The 16,144-nt window shown below is 52.5% G+C and carries 14 protein-coding genes; 13 read left to right on the plus strand and 1 reads right to left on the minus strand.

Translation table 11 applies throughout. The features are described from left to right. Nucleotides 1-2: 2 nt before the first annotated feature. The 3 genes from pstB (JUF11_RS06330) to phoU are packed head-to-tail and all read left to right on the plus strand — an operon-like array spanning nucleotide 3 to nucleotide 2,289. Nucleotides 3-809, plus strand: a complete 807-nt coding sequence (gene pstB, locus JUF11_RS06330) for a phosphate ABC transporter ATP-binding protein PstB (RefSeq protein WP_204118840.1) — start codon at nucleotides 3-5, stop codon at nucleotides 807-809. A 19-nt stretch (nucleotides 810-828) separates the two neighbouring features. Next, nucleotides 829-1,587 carry a phosphate ABC transporter ATP-binding protein PstB gene (gene pstB, locus JUF11_RS06335; protein WP_204118841.1) on the plus strand — a complete coding sequence of 253 codons (759 nt, stop codon included), beginning with the start codon at nucleotides 829-831 and terminating at the stop codon, nucleotides 1,585-1,587. A 24-nt stretch (nucleotides 1,588-1,611) separates the two neighbouring features. Then, the gene (gene phoU / locus JUF11_RS06340) at nucleotides 1,612-2,289 is read left to right on the plus strand and encodes a phosphate signaling complex protein PhoU (RefSeq protein WP_125581177.1); all 678 of its coding nucleotides are present in this window, start codon (nucleotides 1,612-1,614) and stop codon (nucleotides 2,287-2,289) included. Between the two features lie 368 nt (nucleotides 2,290-2,657). Here the strand turns inward: phoU and JUF11_RS06345 are convergent, their stop codons facing one another. Beyond that, entirely contained in the window at nucleotides 2,658-3,881 is a 1,224-nt protein-coding gene (locus tag JUF11_RS06345) for an IS110 family RNA-guided transposase (protein WP_204118842.1), read from the minus strand. Nucleotides 3,882-4,277: 396 nt separating this feature from the next. On the opposite strand from JUF11_RS06345, the gene liaX reads away from it, so the two are divergent. The 10 genes from liaX to uvrB all read left to right on the plus strand — a co-directional run bounded on the left by liaX (nucleotide 4,278) and on the right by uvrB (nucleotide 16,138). Then, a complete protein-coding gene (liaX, locus tag JUF11_RS06350; protein WP_204118843.1) occupies nucleotides 4,278-5,720 on the plus strand; it encodes a daptomycin-sensing surface protein LiaX in 1,443 nt (480 codons plus the stop codon). Nucleotides 5,721-5,731: 11 nt separating this feature from the next. Then, the gene (locus JUF11_RS06355; RefSeq protein WP_204118844.1) at nucleotides 5,732-6,019 is read left to right on the plus strand and encodes a hypothetical protein; all 288 of its coding nucleotides are present in this window, start codon (nucleotides 5,732-5,734) and stop codon (nucleotides 6,017-6,019) included. Beyond that, nucleotides 6,019-6,360, plus strand: coding sequence for a phage holin family protein (locus JUF11_RS06360; protein WP_204118845.1), 342 nt, complete (start codon nucleotides 6,019-6,021; stop codon nucleotides 6,358-6,360). Before JUF11_RS06355 ends, JUF11_RS06360 begins: the two co-directional genes overlap by 1 nt. Before the next feature lie 429 nt (nucleotides 6,361-6,789). Then, nucleotides 6,790-7,737 (plus strand): HPr(Ser) kinase/phosphatase, encoded by a 948-nt coding sequence (gene hprK, locus JUF11_RS06365; protein WP_204118846.1) that lies wholly within the window; start codon nucleotides 6,790-6,792, stop codon nucleotides 7,735-7,737. Between the two features lie 24 nt (nucleotides 7,738-7,761). Beyond that, nucleotides 7,762-8,586, plus strand: coding sequence for a prolipoprotein diacylglyceryl transferase (lgt, locus tag JUF11_RS06370; RefSeq protein ID WP_204118847.1), 825 nt, complete (start codon nucleotides 7,762-7,764; stop codon nucleotides 8,584-8,586). Between the two features lie 10 nt (nucleotides 8,587-8,596). Further along, the gene (locus tag JUF11_RS06375; RefSeq protein ID WP_204118848.1) at nucleotides 8,597-9,646 is read left to right on the plus strand and encodes an NAD(P)H-dependent glycerol-3-phosphate dehydrogenase; all 1,050 of its coding nucleotides are present in this window, start codon (nucleotides 8,597-8,599) and stop codon (nucleotides 9,644-9,646) included. Nucleotides 9,647-9,694: 48 nt separating this feature from the next. Beyond that, entirely contained in the window at nucleotides 9,695-10,645 is a 951-nt protein-coding gene (trxB, locus tag JUF11_RS06380) for a thioredoxin-disulfide reductase (protein ID WP_204118849.1), read from the plus strand. Nucleotides 10,646-11,065: 420 nt separating this feature from the next. Further along, complete coding sequence (locus JUF11_RS06385; protein WP_204118850.1) at nucleotides 11,066-12,787, plus strand: phospho-sugar mutase; 1,722 nt, start codon at nucleotides 11,066-11,068, stop codon at nucleotides 12,785-12,787. A gap of 94 nt (nucleotides 12,788-12,881) precedes the next feature. After that, the gene (locus tag JUF11_RS06390; protein ID WP_204118851.1) at nucleotides 12,882-13,517 is read left to right on the plus strand and encodes a YfbR-like 5'-deoxynucleotidase; all 636 of its coding nucleotides are present in this window, start codon (nucleotides 12,882-12,884) and stop codon (nucleotides 13,515-13,517) included. A gap of 608 nt (nucleotides 13,518-14,125) precedes the next feature. After that, entirely contained in the window at nucleotides 14,126-16,138 is a 2,013-nt protein-coding gene (gene uvrB, locus JUF11_RS06395) for an excinuclease ABC subunit UvrB (protein WP_204118852.1), read from the plus strand. The last annotated feature ends 6 nt before the right edge of the window (nucleotides 16,139-16,144 follow it).

Below are 16,144 nucleotides of genomic sequence, written 5' to 3' on the forward strand. Positions count from 1 at the left end.
TTATGCAAAACTATTCGCTGACCGATACGTATCTCAAGCCTTTTGACGCCGGCCAAGAAATCGCCATCGCCACCAAGGACCTCAAAGTCTTCTATGGGGAAAAAGAAGCGATTCATGGCGTGTCGTTGCCATTTGAACGCTACAAGATTACGGCGTTGATTGGCGCCAGTGGTTCCGGGAAGTCGACTTTTCTTCGGTCCCTGAATCGGATGAATGATAATATTGAAGGCACTAAGGTCACCGGCCAGATCATGTACCGGGACCTTGATATCAACTCCAATGCGGTGGATGTGTATGAGATGCGTAAGCACATCGGCATGGTGTTCCAACGTCCGAATCCCTTTGCCAAATCGATCTACGATAACATCACCTTTGCGCCGCGGCGCTTTGGCGAAAAGCGCAAGGCAGTCTTGGATGAGCTGGTGGAAACTAGCCTCAAGCAGGCGGCGCTCTGGGATCAGGTCAAAGACGACCTCAACCAAAGCGGCTTGTCGCTTTCCGGCGGCCAGCAGCAGCGCCTGTGCATCGCCCGGGCCATTGCCATGAAGCCGGATATTTTGCTGCTGGATGAACCAGCGAGTGCCTTGGATCCGATTTCCACCGCCACGGTTGAAGAAACGTTGTTGCGGCTGAAGGATGATTACACCATCATCATCGTGACCCACAACATGCAACAAGCGGCCCGGATTAGCGACTACACTGCGTTTTTCTATTCTGGCACAGCGATCGAATATGATGAAACCCGCAAAATCTTCACCCGGCCCAAGATTAAAGCCACGGAAGATTATGTATCAGGCCACTTTGGCTAAACCGGTATAGGAGGCAGCGATGAAAAAACAAGTCATCACCAGTCGCGATGTGCATTTATTTTATGGCGACTTTGAGGCCTTAACCGGGATTGATTTGGCCTTCAATGAGCATGAAATTACCGCCATGATTGGCCCGTCAGGTTGCGGGAAGTCCACTTACCTGCGGATTTTGAATCGGATGAACGATTTGATTCCCAACGTCAAAATTACCGGCGACATTGAACTTGAAGGCAAAAACATTTATGCGCCGGATACCGATGTGGTGCAGCTACGCAAGCAAGTGGGGATGGTGTTTCAACAGCCTAACCCGTTCCCTTTCTCGATTTATGATAACGTGGTGTACGGGCTGCGTTTAGCCGGCATTAAGGACCGCGCGCAGCTCGATGAGGCGGCGGAAACCAGCTTGAAGGCGGCGGCCATCTGGGATGAAGTCAAAGACAAGTTGCATGAAAGCGCCTTGTCCTTATCCGGGGGTCAACAGCAGCGCGTGTGCATTGCGCGGGTGCTGGCAGTGCGGCCCGAAGTTATTCTGATGGATGAGCCGACCTCGGCGCTGGATCCGATTTCCAGTACTCAAATCGAAAATATGCTGCTGGAATTGCGCAGTCAGTATACAATTATCTTAGTGACCCACAACATGCACCAGGCATCGCGCATTTCCGACAAAACCGCCTTTTTCCTGCAAGGCCGCGTCGTGGAATTCGATGATACGAAGAAAATGTTCTTGAATCCCAAAGAAAAAGAAACGGAAGATTACCTGAACGGCCGGTTTGGGTAAGTCAACAGACAAAGGAGGTCCGACATGCGGCGACTATTTGAAGACGAGTTGAATGATTTGCACGCTCGTTTTTCCGAGATGGGCATGATGGTCAACGAAGCCATTTTTAATTCCGTGAAGGCGTTTGTGAATCATGACAAAGCCTTGGCGCACACCGTCATCGACAATGATTACCACATCAACAAGCGCGAGGTCGATTTGGAAAAGCGCTGCTTTGAACTGATTGCCTTGCAGCAGCCAGTGACCACCGATCTGCGCATGATTGTGACCGTCATGAAGGCCAGCTCAGATCTGGAACGGATGGGTGACCATGCCGTATCGATTGCCAAATCCACCATTCGCGTTAAAGGCGAAACCCGCGTGCCTGCGATTGAGCAAGTGATTGCCGAAATGGCGGCGGCGGTGAAGACGATGGTGGAATCCGTGCTGGATGCCTACGTCAAAGAAGATGTGCTCAAAGCACGCAAAATTGCTGAAGAAGATCATGGCATCAATGCCTTTTCTAAGGACATCTACCAGCGCTGCATTGACGAAATGACTCGCGATGCCGACACCATCGTGGGCTCGATGGATTACATGCTGGTGTCTTCCTATTTGGAACGCATCGGCGATTACGTCACCAACATCTGCGAATGGATTTTGTACCTCAAAACTGGCAAGCTTTTGGAATTGAATTCCAATGCCAAAGAGGATGGGTTTTAAACCTTGATGACCAGCGTGGGGCTGTGACAAAAGGCGGTTTTGGAGCCGACAGGTAGCCTAGCCATCTACTAAGTCCGAACTTTGGACTCGGTGGATGGCGTAGCTAGCTGCTCGGCTCCGGCCTTTTGGCACGTAACTCTGTTGGAACATTCGGAGTGAATGTAGGGGCTGTGACATTTGTCACAGCCCCTTTCCTACGATTAGTCAAGGGTTTGGAACCGAGTTTTAGGTCTTGAACCTAAGTGTTTGGATTTCGCATTTAGGGGTGGGGGCCGCAAACGGTCATCGCTTTTTAGGTAAGTTAAATAAACCTCGCCTTCTCCTCTTTTAAATCGACGTGGCTTGAACTACTATACAGGTGTCGGAGCTTACGACTCCGTGCTAATAGTGGACTTCGAGTCCGTGTATCGGTAACGATACTTTGTGCCTGCCATGACCATGGCATATAGGCATTTCAGTGTCTTGTTCATACAAGCCACGACGGCAACCTTATCTCGTTTCGGGAAGGGTTGCTTTTTTAGTTTGTAATAATAATCGACGATATGGTTAGGCGCCGCGGCCTTTTGACTAATCATATTTCTAACAATCACATATAGTAAGGCACGGGCGTGTGGGTTACCGCGCTTATTGATGTGATCTTGGCGAGTGTACTTACCAGATTGATAGCGATTCAGGTCAATTCCAACATAAGCATTGACTTGGTTGGCATTATCAAACCGACGAATATCACCGAGTTCACCAATCAGTTGCGCCGCCGATAAAGCCCCAATGCCAGGCATTGATTGGTAGATTTGAAATTGTGGTAAAGCTTCCGCGGCAGTCGTCATTTGTTTACGCAGCGAGTCTTCTTGCATGGTCAACTCGATCAGCTGGCGACAGTAATATTGCACTTCTTGAACCTGAATACTGTCTGAATTGGCGGCAGGGTAGCTATCTTTGGCGAAGGTGATCAGCTTCTCAGCGTACTTTAGCCCCTTGGCCTTGGACAGCTTTTTATCTGTCTGATTCATCAGTTTGTTCTTCAAACAAGTACGTGAGATTCCACGCACAAAGTCTGGGTGCGGAAATAGAAGAATCACGTTTAGTGCAAGTTTTGATACTCGAGAGCTGAACAAATTTTCAACTTCTGGGAAAGTCTGTTGGAGAGCGGTATATAGCTTTAGGCGCGTGCGCTTAACATCAACGATCACTTGTTGATAGAAACGGTTAAGTTGCCTTAATTGCTCGTATTCCGGCTTCCAGGGAGTGGTCAACCGATACTGATGATGCAGGACAGATAGAGCAATCCTGTGAGCATCTTTTTGATCTGTCTTCACTCGCCTCAGGGACTCTGAGTGTAGGTGTAGCTCTAACGGATTCAAGCGGCCGTATCGTAACTGATGGTCTTGGCAAAACCGCACTAGTGGCTCTGAATAGATACCCGTGGCTTCAAAATATACAACCGGGTCATCAGCTTGCTTAATCATTTGACCGAGCTGAGCGAAACCAATCTTGTTGTGCACACACTCAAACTCCCTTAGACACTGATCATCGCGATACCAAACACCGTAGCTGTGGCCTTTGGAAACATCCAATGCGAATACATCGGACAAAATATTACTTCCTTTCTGAACCGGTGAAGCTAGCCGCATCTTCTTCTCGTAACTCATTTCCTAAACACGACCTCAAGGGTCCACAATCTTAAACCAGATTTGCGCGACGAAGATGACGGAGATTTTTTTAATGCTGCGGACTCGAAGTCCCAGGGGCTTTGTTCGATCTTAGCTTCATCTTCAGTGTAACGGGCAAAAAGAAAGTTCCGGTAAGAAACTGGAATTCACCAGCTCTTACCGGAACTAATCTTAGATTGTTTTTTCTTTGCCGATGGGCGCAGGCCGTTGCGCATCTTCGGCCCGAAGCCAAAATCAACCTTAGGCCCTATGTCATTTTACCCGGGACCGTTCATACTATAACTACAGAGCAGTAGTCAAAACCGTGGAGGTAATCTCATGAATGAACGTGAACGGATTTTAGATTTAGTCAAACAAGGGATCATCACCAGTGAAGAAGCATTAGTCTTGCTCGAAAACTTGGCTAAGGCCCAAACCACTGATAACAAAACCACCGCGCAGCCGGAAGCCGCGCAACCGCAGCAGCAATCGTCAGCTGAAGACGAAGCGTTAACCGCGTTGAATACCCAGATTGCGGAAACTGCTGGCAGCCTGGATGCGGCCACGATGCAGATCAAAAAGACCCGCGCTAAAGTGGCGGCCAACAAGGAACAAATCATTGTGCTCGACACAATGGAAGATTTGGACACTTTGACCGCGGATAAGTACCAAGAACGCGGCGCCTTGAAACGCGAAAACGAACAACTGGGCGAGGAACTCGTGCAGTTGGCCGATCAACAAGAACAACTGCGCAACAAGCTCAGTGATTTGAATCGGCAAAAGCGCCAGCTCACCAAGCAACGCTTTACCGACCATGTCCTGCCTGATGACTGGCAAGACCAAACCAAGAGCGCGCTGAACGACATTGGCAAAACTGTGAATGACGCTACGAACCAGCTGGGGTCTTTCATGAAGAAGACCTTCAGCGATGTGCTCGACAACGTGGATTGGAAAGATGTAACCGTCCGCGTGCCAGGCTTGGCAACAGAAAAGTTCAGTCACACCTTCACTTACCCGAATAGCCAGGCCTCCATCATTGATGTCAAGGTGGCCAACGGGGATGTGCAGCTGGTGCAAGGCGACGGCGACGACATCACCATTCAAGCTGACGTGAAGTTATTTGGTAAAATGGATGGCGAGCCGCTGCAGGCCTTTCTGGATCGCAGCCGCATCGAAGTGACGGATGATCATTTGATTTTCCAAGTACCGAACAAGCGGGTGCAAGCCGACCTGATCATTACCTTGCCAACGCGCAGCTATGACCACGTGTCCTTGCGCTTGCTCAATGGGAACGTGAAAGCCGCGCACCTGACCGGTAAGGACTTCTACGCCAAGAGCACCAATGGCGACTTGCAGTTCACGGATTTAGACGCCGTGATGCTGGAAACCGAAGGCGTTAATGGCAGTGTCCATGTCAGCGGCCAGATTCACGATTTGCTGGTGGATGCCGTCAATGGCGATATCAAAGTTAAAGGTAATGCCAAAGTGCTGAACCTGAAAACCGTCAATGGTACGGTGCGGGCCACTTTGGTCAGCGACTTCACCCAGTTAACGGCTTCAAGCGTCAACGGTGATCTGAAACTGGCTTTGCCTGCCAGCGTGGCGGCCAAGGGTGAAATCAAAACCCGCTTTGGCAGTTTGAAGAGTCGCATGAGCGGCGTGGTGTTGGATGATAAGGTCAAAAATCTGACCTTGGATCGTCCAGGCACCGGCAGCGGCGAATTGAAACTCAATGTTTCCAGTGGTAATGTGCAACTGAAAGACACTGAGCTGACGAAATAAGGAGGGCTAACATGCCATTACTGTTACTTCCCATCATTTTAATCGCGGTGGGCATTGCGTTGATCTTGGTGATCGGCATGAGCCTGTTTATCGGAGTCGCGTTGATTCACATTCTTTTTTGGCCAGTGGTGATTGGCCTGATTGTCTGGTGGGTCTTGCGCCGCCGCAACGGCAGCAACCGGCCGGCGCGGCATCAAGATTGGCAACAATTTGTGCCGCGGCAACGCAAAGAAGCCCATCATGTGCACGAAGAAAAGCCAGCACATCATGAGCACCATGATGACTGGAGTGATTTTTAATGGGTTTCATCCGTAAAGTGGTTTTAACGATGGTGATTTTCATCGTTTATTCCCAGCTATTTCCGGCGCAACTGTATGTGGCCGATTGGCAAACCGCGTTAACCGGCGCAGTGGTGCTGGGGCTCTTGAATGGGCTTTTGCGGCCAATCCTGAAGGTCTTGACCTTCCCGCTGACCTTGCTGACGTTGGGCATTTCATTGTTGATCTTGAATGCCTTGATGGTGAGCTTGATGGCGCATTTGGTGCCGGGCATCATCTTCAGTGGCTTTGGGGCCGAAATGATTTTGGCCATCATTGTCAGTGTCGTGAATGCCACGCTTGGGGAACCGAGACGCGATTAACGTATGAGAGAGGAATCTGCTAGGGCAGGTTCCTTTTTTGCGTGAAACCGGGGCGTGTTAGAAGGCTACTCGTCCGGCTAAGTGCGGTGCCCGCCACAGTCTAGTTGCGTTCAGCAAGGCAACGGGGGAGCGGATAGCTACGCTCTGAGCCTCACCGGCAAAAAGCGCCGGCAATGCCCGGAGCTAGGCTACCCGTCCCCCTAAGTGCGCCTTGCCTCACAGCCTGTAGTTGCGTTGCGGCGGGCAATGCGGGAGTGATTAGCTACGGCCAGCACCTCGAAGCCAAAAAACGGCTTCAATGTGCTGACCTAGGCTAATCATCCCGCTAAGTGCGCCCGCCTCCACAGCCTGCTTCACAGCCTTCCTCTGTTCACTTGCCTTCAGTGATGATAAACTTAACCTAACTATGTGAAAGACGGGGTGGACCTGATGGCAGATCAAGTTTCCGTGAAGCAATTGGTGACCGATATCAAGTTGAAGGTGTATAGCGGTGAGGATTATTTGCCGGAGCGCCAGGTGGTGGTGAGCGATATTTCGCGGCCTGGCCTGGAGCTGACGGGCTATTTCAATTACTATCCGCATGAACGGATTCAATTGTTCGGCCGCACGGAAAGCGCCTTTGCGCGCAATATGTCCGCCCCGGAGCGACTCGTCATTTTCAAACGCATGGCGGCGGAAGATACGCCAGCGTTTCTGGTTTCGCGGGGCATTGAGCCGCTGCCGGAAATGCTGAACGCAGCCGCGGCAGTGCGGGTGCCGGTGCTGGGATCTGATTTGCCCACAACGCGGCTGTCGAGTTTGCTGACGGATTATTTGGAAGAAAAGCTCGCTGAACGCCAAAGCATGCATGGGGTGCTCGTCGACTTGTATGGCTTAGGAGTCATGATTACCGGGGATTCTGGCGTTGGTAAATCCGAAACGGCGCTGGAGCTGATTCAGCGGGGCCACCGTCTGATCGCCGATGACCGCGTGGATGTTTACCAAAAAGATGAACAAACCATCGTTGGGGAAGCGCCGGCGATTTTGTCCCACTTGCTGGAAATTCGCGGGCTGGGCATTATCGATGTCATGAATCTGTTTGGCGCCGGCGCCGTGCGGACGCACACCAACCTCGACTTGATTGTGCATCTGGAAAATTGGACGCCGGATAAGCAGTTTGACCGGCTGGGTTCTGGTGAGCAGAGCCAGCAAATCTTCGATGTCAATGTGCCTAAGATTACCATTCCGGTTAAAGTCGGCCGGAACCTGGCTTCGATTATCGAAGTGGCGGCGATGAACTTCCGGGCCAAATCCATGGGCTATGATGCTACCAAGACGTTCGAGGCCAACTTGAACAAGTTGATCAAATCAAATGAAGCGGCCGATAAGGCGAAGTAACGATTCCGGATTGAGAGGGACAGTATGTTAGCGGCGTTAAATCCAATTGCACTGAAGCTAGGCGGTTTAGAAATTCATTGGTATGGGGTGATTATTGCCTGCGGGGTGCTGCTGGCAGTCTGGCTCGCCACCCGGGAAGCCAATGCGCGCGGCATCGGCGAAGACCATATCATCAACTTGGTGCTCTGGGCGCTACCATTTGCACTAATTGGGGCGCGGCTATATTATGTGGCCTTTGAGTGGCCGTATTATGCGGCCCACCCTGATCAAATTATCGCGATTTGGAATGGTGGGATTGCGATTTACGGTGCGCTGATTGCCAGCGTGATAGTGTTCTTGATTTATTGCCGCATCAAATGGCTACCAGCCTGGCTGGTGCTGGATATTGCGGCGCCGACCGTGATGATTGCCCAAAGTATTGGGCGCTGGGGCAACTTCATGAACCAAGAGGCGTTCGGGGCCAAAACCACACTGGCTTACCTGCGCGGGTTGCATTTGCCGGAATTCATCATCCAACAAATGAACATCAACGGGGCTTTTCGCCAGCCGACCTTCTTGTATGAATCGATGTGGAACCTGGTGGGCTTTGTGCTTATTATGAGCGTGCGCCATCATCAAGGGTGGTTCAAGCGCGGCGAAATCGTGTTGAGCTATGTGATGTGGTACAGTTTTGGCAGGTTCTTCGTTGAGGGGATGCGCACCGATAGTTTGTATATGTTACCAGGCCTGCGAGTGTCGCAGCTGCTGTCGATTGTGCTGTTCGTTGGCGCCTTGGGGCTGTTCATTTGGCGCCGGCGCAAGCAAGACCTGCCGTGGTACATGGACGGGTACACGATCAATAACTTATAGGAGTGATCTTTTGACCGAAAAAATCGCCGTGTTAGGCGCCGGTTCCTGGGGCACCGTGCTGGCTAACCTGTTGACGGAAAACCAGCTGGAGGTTGCCTTGTGGACACATAAGCCGGCTCAAGTACCTGAAATCAATGAGCAGCACACCAACCAGCACTATCTGCCAGATTTCAAACTGCATGAAGCGCTGCATGCCACCGCTGATTTGGCGGCGGCTGTGAAAGACGCCACGGTGATTTTGTTTGTGGTGCCGACGAATGCCATTCGCAGTGTGGCCACCCAGGTTAGCGCGCTTTTGGATGAAACGCAGCGGCCCATCATTGCCCATGCGGCGAAGGGGCTGGAGCTGGGCACCAAGTTGCGGGTTTCGCAGGTGCTGGAAGCCGTGCTCCCAGCCGGCCGTTATCAGGGCCCAGTGGTGATTTCCGGGCCGAGTCACGCCGAAGACGTGGCGACGCGGGACATCACGACCTTGACCGCAGCGGCGGCAGACGAAGCGGTGGCAAAAAAGGTGCAGCAACTGTTCATGAACGACTATTTCCGGCTCTATACGAACACCGACGTGATTGGCGTTGAGTATGGGGCCGCTTTGAAAAACGTGATTGCCATCGGCGCTGGCGCCTTGCATGGCCTCGGTTATGGTGATAACACCAAAGCGGCGCTGATGACGCGTGGCTTGGCCGAGATCACCCGGTTGGGCGTTAAAATGGGCGCCAATCCTATGACTTTCATCGGCCTGTCTGGCGTGGGTGATTTGATTGTTACCTGTACCAGTGTCCACAGCCGCAACTGGCGCGCCGGCAATGCTTTGGGGCAAGGCCAAAAATTGCCTGAGGTGCTGGCCAATATGGGGATGGTGGTCGAAGGCGTGTCCACGGCCAAAGTCGTGCACGAATTGGCCGAGCAGCAGCAATGCGAGATGCCAATTTCCAATGCGATTTATCAAGTCCTTTACCAAGGGGCGCCAATCAAGACGGTGATTACGGATCTAATGGCGCGGGAAGGTAAGGCCGAATCTGATTTTGGGGTCACTTTACAAGTCGTCCCAAACAAGGTATAGTATAATTTGACTTACGAAAGGTAAGCGAATTGGAAAGAGGTGCGTCCCATGGCAAAACAATATGATGTGATCGTAATCGGGGCCGGCCCTGGTGGCATGACCGCGGCGCTGTACGCCTCACGGGCCAATTTGTCCGTGTTGATGCTGGACCGCGGGATTTACGGTGGTCAGATGAACAATACCGCCGCGGTGGAAAACTATCCTGGTTTTTCCTCGATCTTGGGACCAGACCTGAGCCAGAAGATGTATGATGGCGCCACGCAATTTGGCGCCGAATACGCGTATGGCAATGTGACGGACCTGCGTGATGAAGGGGCCATGAAGCGCGTGGTGACTGACGAAGGCGAGTTTGAAGCCAAAGCGGTAATCATTGCCACCGGGGCCGAACATCGTAAGCTGGGGATTCCTGGCGAAGAAGAATTCGGCGGCCGTGGTGTCTCGTACTGTGCGGTCTGCGATGGCGCCTTTTTCAAGGATCAAGAAGTCACAGTGATCGGCGGCGGTGATTCAGCAGTTGAAGAAGGCCTCTACCTCGCCGGGCTGGCTTCCAAAGTCACGGTGATTCACCGCCGTGACCAGCTGCGGGCCCAGCAGATTATCCAGCAACGCGCCTTTGCCAACGACAAGATGCATTTTGTCTGGAACGCAGACGTGCAGGAAATCCTCGGGGATGACCAGAAAGTCACCGGCGTTCAGTACAAGGACAAAGTGACTGGCGAAACGCATGTGATTCCTGCGGCGGGTGCCTTCATCTATGTTGGCATCAAGCCACTGACCGACAGTTTCAAAAACGTCGGCGTGCTTGATGAAGCCGGCTGGATTCCGACCAATGACCTGATGGAAACCCACGTGCCAGGCATTTTCGCCATTGGTGATGTGCGGGCCAAGGGCTTGCGCCAAATCGCGACCGCAGTGGGCGAAGGCGGCCAGGCTGGCCAAAGTGCGTTCAACTATATTCAAAGTCTTCAAGATGCCACTTTAACGGCAGCAACGAAGTAACATGTGGAGGCTGTGACAAAAGGCGGTTTTGGAGCCGACAGGTAGCCTAGCCATCTACCAAGTCCGAACTTTGGACTCGGTGGATGGCGTAGCTGCTGCCGCATGTCAGCCTGTACGTGCTTTGCACTACAGGCTGATCAAGCTGCTCGGCGCCGGCCTTTTGGCACGTAACTCTGCTGGAAAATTTGGAATGAATATCGGGGGTGTGACATTTGTCAGCCCCCTTTTTGGTGCCCGTGATTGTTTAACATCACGTAACAATTGGTCACCTTGAGTTGAAACCCGCTTTTGATATGCGATAATGAAACCGTTATGCCGATGCTTTTTTGCGCTGGCCAAGGGCTGGTGAATGCCAGAAATAACTTCGCGGCGTACAATGAACTTGCAATAGGCACCGGACAAAGGATAGGAGTGAATCAAATGGGGTATAAAGAAAATTATCAAGCATGGGTGAACGCACCGACGATGGACGCTGACTTAGCGCGCGAGCTCACCGCCATGGCGGATGACGAGAAGACGCAAGAGGCCGCTTTTTCTGTGCCGATGGCCTTTGGGACTGCGGGCATGCGCGGCATCATCGGCGCAGGCATTGGCCGGATGAATATCTACACGGTGCGGCAGGCCACTGAAGGCTTAGCCCGGTTTATGGATACCCTGGATGCCAGTCAAAAACAAGCCGGGGTGGCAATTTCTTTTGATTCGCGGTACCAAAGCCAGCAGTTTGCCCAAGAGGCGGCGGCAGTTTTAGGGGCGCATGGGATTGTGAGTTATGTTTTCGACAGCTTGCGCCCAACCCCAGAGCTGTCATTTGCCGTGCGGTATCTCAAGACTTACGCGGGCATCATGATCACGGCTAGCCACAACCCGAAGCAGTATAACGGCTACAAGATTTACGGCCCAGATGGCGGCCAAATGCCACCAGAAGAATCCGACCGCATCACGGCGTACGTCCGGAGTGTGGATGATCTCTTCGCCATTAAGACGCTTGATGTGCATGCCTTGAGGGCCCAGAACCTGATGCACTTGATTGGCGAAGATGTCGATGAGGCCTACTACAAGGCCGTGGCCACCGTCACCATCAATCAAGACTTGGTCCACACCGTCGGCAAGGATATGAGTTTAATTTACTCGCCGCTGAATGGGACTGGCCGCATTCCGGCCCAAATGGTGCTGCGCAACGCCGGCTTCCAAAACTTCCAGCTGGTGCTGCCGCAGTCCACAGCAGACCCTGAATTCCCGACGACACCATTCCCAAATCCGGAATTCCCGCAAACCTTTGACTTGGCGATCGAAATGGGCAAAGCCAGTCATGCCGATGTGCTGATTGCCACTGATCCGGATGCTGACCGCCTTGGCACCGCGGTGTGGACCGGGGATGGCTACCAACTGTTGACCGGGAACCAAATTGCTTCCTTGTTGCTCCACTACATTCTGGAAGCCCGCAAACAAGCCGGCACTTTGCCCGCCAATGGCGCGGTGGTGAAGTCGATTGTGTCGACGGAACTGGCTACCGCGATTGCCAAGGATTATGGCGTGGCCATGATCAATGTGGAAACCGGGTTCAAGTTCATCGGCGACCAAATCAAGCAATACGAAGAAACCGGCAGCCATGAATTCTTATTTGGCTTTGAGGAAAGTTATGGCTATCTGATCAAACCATTCGTCCGGGACAAGGATGCTATTCAATCCACTGTACTGCTGGCGGAAGTAGCGGCTTACTACAAGTCCAAAGGCCAAACCCTGTGGGATGGCATTCAGGCCTTGTATGCTCGGTACGGCTACTTTGCCGAAAAGACCGTGGGCGTCGACTTCCCAGGGCTGGAAGGCCCAGCAGAAATGGCCGCATTGATGACCAAGTTCCGGGAAGAGCAACCAGCGGACTTTGCCGGCGTGAAGATCGTGCGTACTGAAGACTACAAGAAGCAACTCATTACCACGGCAGAAGGCACCAGTCCCATCACGATGCCGGTATCTGATGTGCTGAAGTACATTTTGGCAGATGGCACATGGATTGCCATTCGGCCTTCTGGGACCGAACCAAAAGTGAAGTTCTATGTCGGCACCTCAGCTGCCACCGAGGCCGAAGCAGAGCAGAAACTGGCCAGCTTTGAAACGGCTTTGACGGCTTTTCGCACCGCATAATTAAAGCATAAGCTATCCGGTAAGTCGTAAAGTGGCTTGCCGGATTTTTTGCGCGGTGGTAAGCTTTTAGAAACTTTACAGGAGGATGTTAATCATGGGAATGCACCAATTTATTCAAGGCTTGAACAATTTGGAAACCTTGCGGCGGGCCCCAGGCTTTTTCAAATATGCTGAACACAGCGTGGCCGCTCACAGCTTTAAGGTCGCAGAAATCGCGCAGCTACTGGGCGACATCGAAGAGCACGCTGGCAACCAGATCAACTGGCAGATGCTATACGAAAAGGCCTTAAACCATGATTATACCGAGCGGTTCATCGGCGATATCAAGACCCCGGTTAAATATGCCACGCCGACGCTGCGCAAAATGTTGGCTGATGTCGAGGACACCATGACCGAGAACTTCATCGAAAACGAAATCCCGGCTGATTATCAGGATGTCTACCGCCGGCGCCTTTCGGAAGGCAAAGACGATACCTTAGAAGGCCAGATTTTGAGCATCGCCGACAAGGTGGACTTGCTGTATGAATCCTTCGGCGAAATTGAAAAAGGTAACCCCGAGCGAGTCTTTGTTAACATCTACACCGAAAGCTTGAGCGTCATCATGTCGTTCGAAGACCGGCCATCAGTGCAGTATTTCCTGGATCAAATTCTGCCGGATATGCTCAATGAAGAATTTGCGGATCGCGATATGCTGGCCAAGTTGACCCGGTCGGTGATGGCGAAACAGTAGGAAGTAGCCACCAAAAAGCGGTGGCAAACCATCTGGCTTGATCAGCCCGTAGCGCAAAGCGCGTACAGGCAGACATGCGTTAGAAAGGCTACCCATCCGGCTAAGAGCGGCCACCCTCGGCAGTGTGTAGTTGCGCTCCGCGGGGCAACGCCCGTGCGCCTAGCTACGCATTAGCCCTCGTCGCAAAAAGCGCGACAATGGCTAACGCTAGGCTAAGCGACGGGCTAAAAGCGCCCCGCTACGCAGCCTGTAGTTGCGCTCCGGGTGGTCAACGCCGGCGTGGCTAGCTACGCTCAAGGCCTCACCGGCAAAAGGCGTCGGCAATGCCTTGAGCTAGGCTACCCATCCGGCTAAGGGCGGCCACCCTCCGCAGCGTGTAGTTGCGCTCCGGCGGGCAACGCTCGAGCGAATAGCTACGCCCCGAGCCTCACCGGCAAAGGGCGCCGGTAATGCTCAGGGCTAGGCTATTCGTCGAGCTAAATGCGCCCGTCTTCGCAGCCTATTTTACACATTGGCGAATGTGTGTTCGCTATGTTATAATTAGTCCAATGAAAAAGTCGGAATTTCGGTTCCGGCTTTTTGCGCGTTGAGGTGAGGAGGTTGCGGCCATGATTGAACGCATTGCCGATAAAAAATTTGATTTGGTCTCCCCGTATAAGCCGGCGGGGGATCAGCCTGAAGCGATTGAAAAGCTGACCCAGGGCTTTTTGGCTGGAGAAAAGGAACAAGTGCTGTTAGGCGCGACTGGGACCGGGAAGACGTTCACGATGAGCAATGTGATTGCTAACCTGAATAAGCCGACTCTGATTTTGTCACATAACAAGACGCTGGCTGGCCAGTTGTACGGGGAGTTCAAGGAGTTCTTCCCGCACAACGCGGTGGAATATTTCGTGTCCTATTATGATTACTACCAACCAGAGGCTTATGTGCCAAGCTCAGATACCTATATCGAAAAAGACTCCGCCATCAATGATGAAATTGATAAGCTCCGGCACAGTGCCACCAGCGCTTTGCTGGAACGCAATGATGTGATTGTGGTGGCGTCAGTGTCCTCAATCTTTGGTTTAGGCTCACCAACCGAGTACCGCGACCATGTGCTGTCCATTCGCAAAGGCATGGAGATTGACCGCAACACTTTGCTGCGGCAGCTGGTGGACATCCAGTTTGACCGCAATGACATTGATTTTCAACGCGGGCGGTTTCGGGTGCGCGGCGATGTGGTGGAAATTTTCCCAGCCAGCCGCGATGATCACGCCATTCGCGTGGAGTTCTTTGGCGATGAAGTCGATCGCATCACTGAAGTCGACGCGTTGACTGGGGAAGTCATCGGCGAACGGGAACAGGTTTCCATTTTCCCGGCAACCCACTTTATGACCTCAGACGACGCGCTGGAGCGAGGCATTCAAAGCATTGCCGCTGAGCTGACGCAGCGGCTGGCAGAACTGCGTGACCAAGGTAAGTTACTGGAAGCGCAACGCCTGGAACAGCGGACGAATTACGATATCGAAATGCTGCGGGAAATGGGCTACACCAACGGCATTGAAAACTACTCACGGCACATGGAAGGCCGCGCGGCAGGTAAGCCGCCGTACACGCTGCTCGACTTCTTCCCCAAGGATTTCATGATCATGGTGGATGAAAGCCATGTCACCATGCCGCAAGTGCGGGCGATGTACAACGGCGATCGGGCCCGGAAACAAACATTGATTGATTATGGTTTCCGCCTGCCCAGCGCATTGGACAACCGGCCGCTGAAGCTCAACGAATTCGAGCAGCACGTTAACCAGATCCTCTATGTTTCGGCGACACCAGGGCCTTATGAACTGGACCGGGTGCCAAAAGCCGATATCGCCGAACAAATTATTCGGCCGACTGGGTTGCTGGATCCAGAAATCGAAGTGCGGCCGATTATGGGCCAAATCGATGACCTGACTTCAGAAATTAACAAGCGCATCGAACGCAACGAGCGCGTCTTTGTCACGACTTTGACCAAGAAAATGGCGGAAGATTTGACCGATTATCTGAAAGAAGAAGGCATTAAGGTGGCTTACCTGCATTCAGATATCAAAACGCTGGAACGGACGCAAATCATCCGCGACTTGCGGTTAGGCAAGTATGATGTCCTGGTCGGCATCAACTTGCTGCGGGAAGGAATCGATGTCCCTGAAGTGTCCCTGATTGCGATTTTGGATGCCGACAAGGAAGGCTTCCTGCGGGCGGAGCGGTCACTGATTCAAACCATTGGCCGTGCTAGCCGGAATGCGCATGGGAAGGTTATCATGTATGCCGATAAGATGACGGACTCGATGGAAGCCGCCATCAATGAAACCAAGCGGCGCCGGACCATCCAGATGGCGTTCAACAAGGAACACCACATCACGCCGAAAACCATCATCAAACCCATTCGCGAGGCGATCACCGCGGTGGATACCAGCGGCAACGGCGATGATGACAAGAACAAGAGCTTTGCCGAGGTCGATCTGCATGACCTGACCAAGCAAGAGCGCCAGCAGCTGATCAACAATTTGCAAACGCAGATGCAAGCCGCTGCCAAGAAGCTCGATTTCGAGCAGGCGGCCACATTGCGCGACACAATCTTGGAACTGGAAGCAGAAAAGTGAGGATTT

This window comes from Lacticaseibacillus suilingensis, assembly GCF_016861845.1.
In the GTDB taxonomy this organism is placed as follows: domain Bacteria; phylum Bacillota; class Bacilli; order Lactobacillales; family Lactobacillaceae; genus Lacticaseibacillus; species Lacticaseibacillus suilingensis.

What these genes read in the sequence shown, in the direction of transcription:
- JUF11_RS06390 (WP_204118851.1), top strand. Translation starts at nt 12,882, where the DNA reads ATGGGAATGCACCAATTTATTCAAGGCTTGAACAATTTGGAAACCTTG.
- hprK (WP_204118846.1), top strand. Translation starts at nt 6,790, where the DNA reads ATGGCAGATCAAGTTTCCGTGAAGCAATTGGTGACCGATATCAAGTTG.
- uvrB (WP_204118852.1), top strand. Translation starts at nt 14,126, where the DNA reads ATGATTGAACGCATTGCCGATAAAAAATTTGATTTGGTCTCCCCGTAT.
- JUF11_RS06355 (WP_204118844.1), top strand. Translation starts at nt 5,732, where the DNA reads ATGCCATTACTGTTACTTCCCATCATTTTAATCGCGGTGGGCATTGCG.
- trxB (WP_204118849.1), top strand. Translation starts at nt 9,695, where the DNA reads ATGGCAAAACAATATGATGTGATCGTAATCGGGGCCGGCCCTGGTGGC.
- phoU (WP_125581177.1), top strand. Translation starts at nt 1,612, where the DNA reads ATGCGGCGACTATTTGAAGACGAGTTGAATGATTTGCACGCTCGTTTT.
- pstB (WP_204118841.1), top strand. Translation starts at nt 829, where the DNA reads ATGAAAAAACAAGTCATCACCAGTCGCGATGTGCATTTATTTTATGGC.
- pstB (WP_204118840.1), top strand. Translation starts at nt 3, where the DNA reads ATGCAAAACTATTCGCTGACCGATACGTATCTCAAGCCTTTTGACGCC.
- liaX (WP_204118843.1), top strand. Translation starts at nt 4,278, where the DNA reads ATGAATGAACGTGAACGGATTTTAGATTTAGTCAAACAAGGGATCATC.
- JUF11_RS06360 (WP_204118845.1), top strand. Translation starts at nt 6,019, where the DNA reads ATGGGTTTCATCCGTAAAGTGGTTTTAACGATGGTGATTTTCATCGTT.
- JUF11_RS06385 (WP_204118850.1), top strand. Translation starts at nt 11,066, where the DNA reads ATGGGGTATAAAGAAAATTATCAAGCATGGGTGAACGCACCGACGATG.
- lgt (WP_204118847.1), top strand. Translation starts at nt 7,762, where the DNA reads ATGTTAGCGGCGTTAAATCCAATTGCACTGAAGCTAGGCGGTTTAGAA.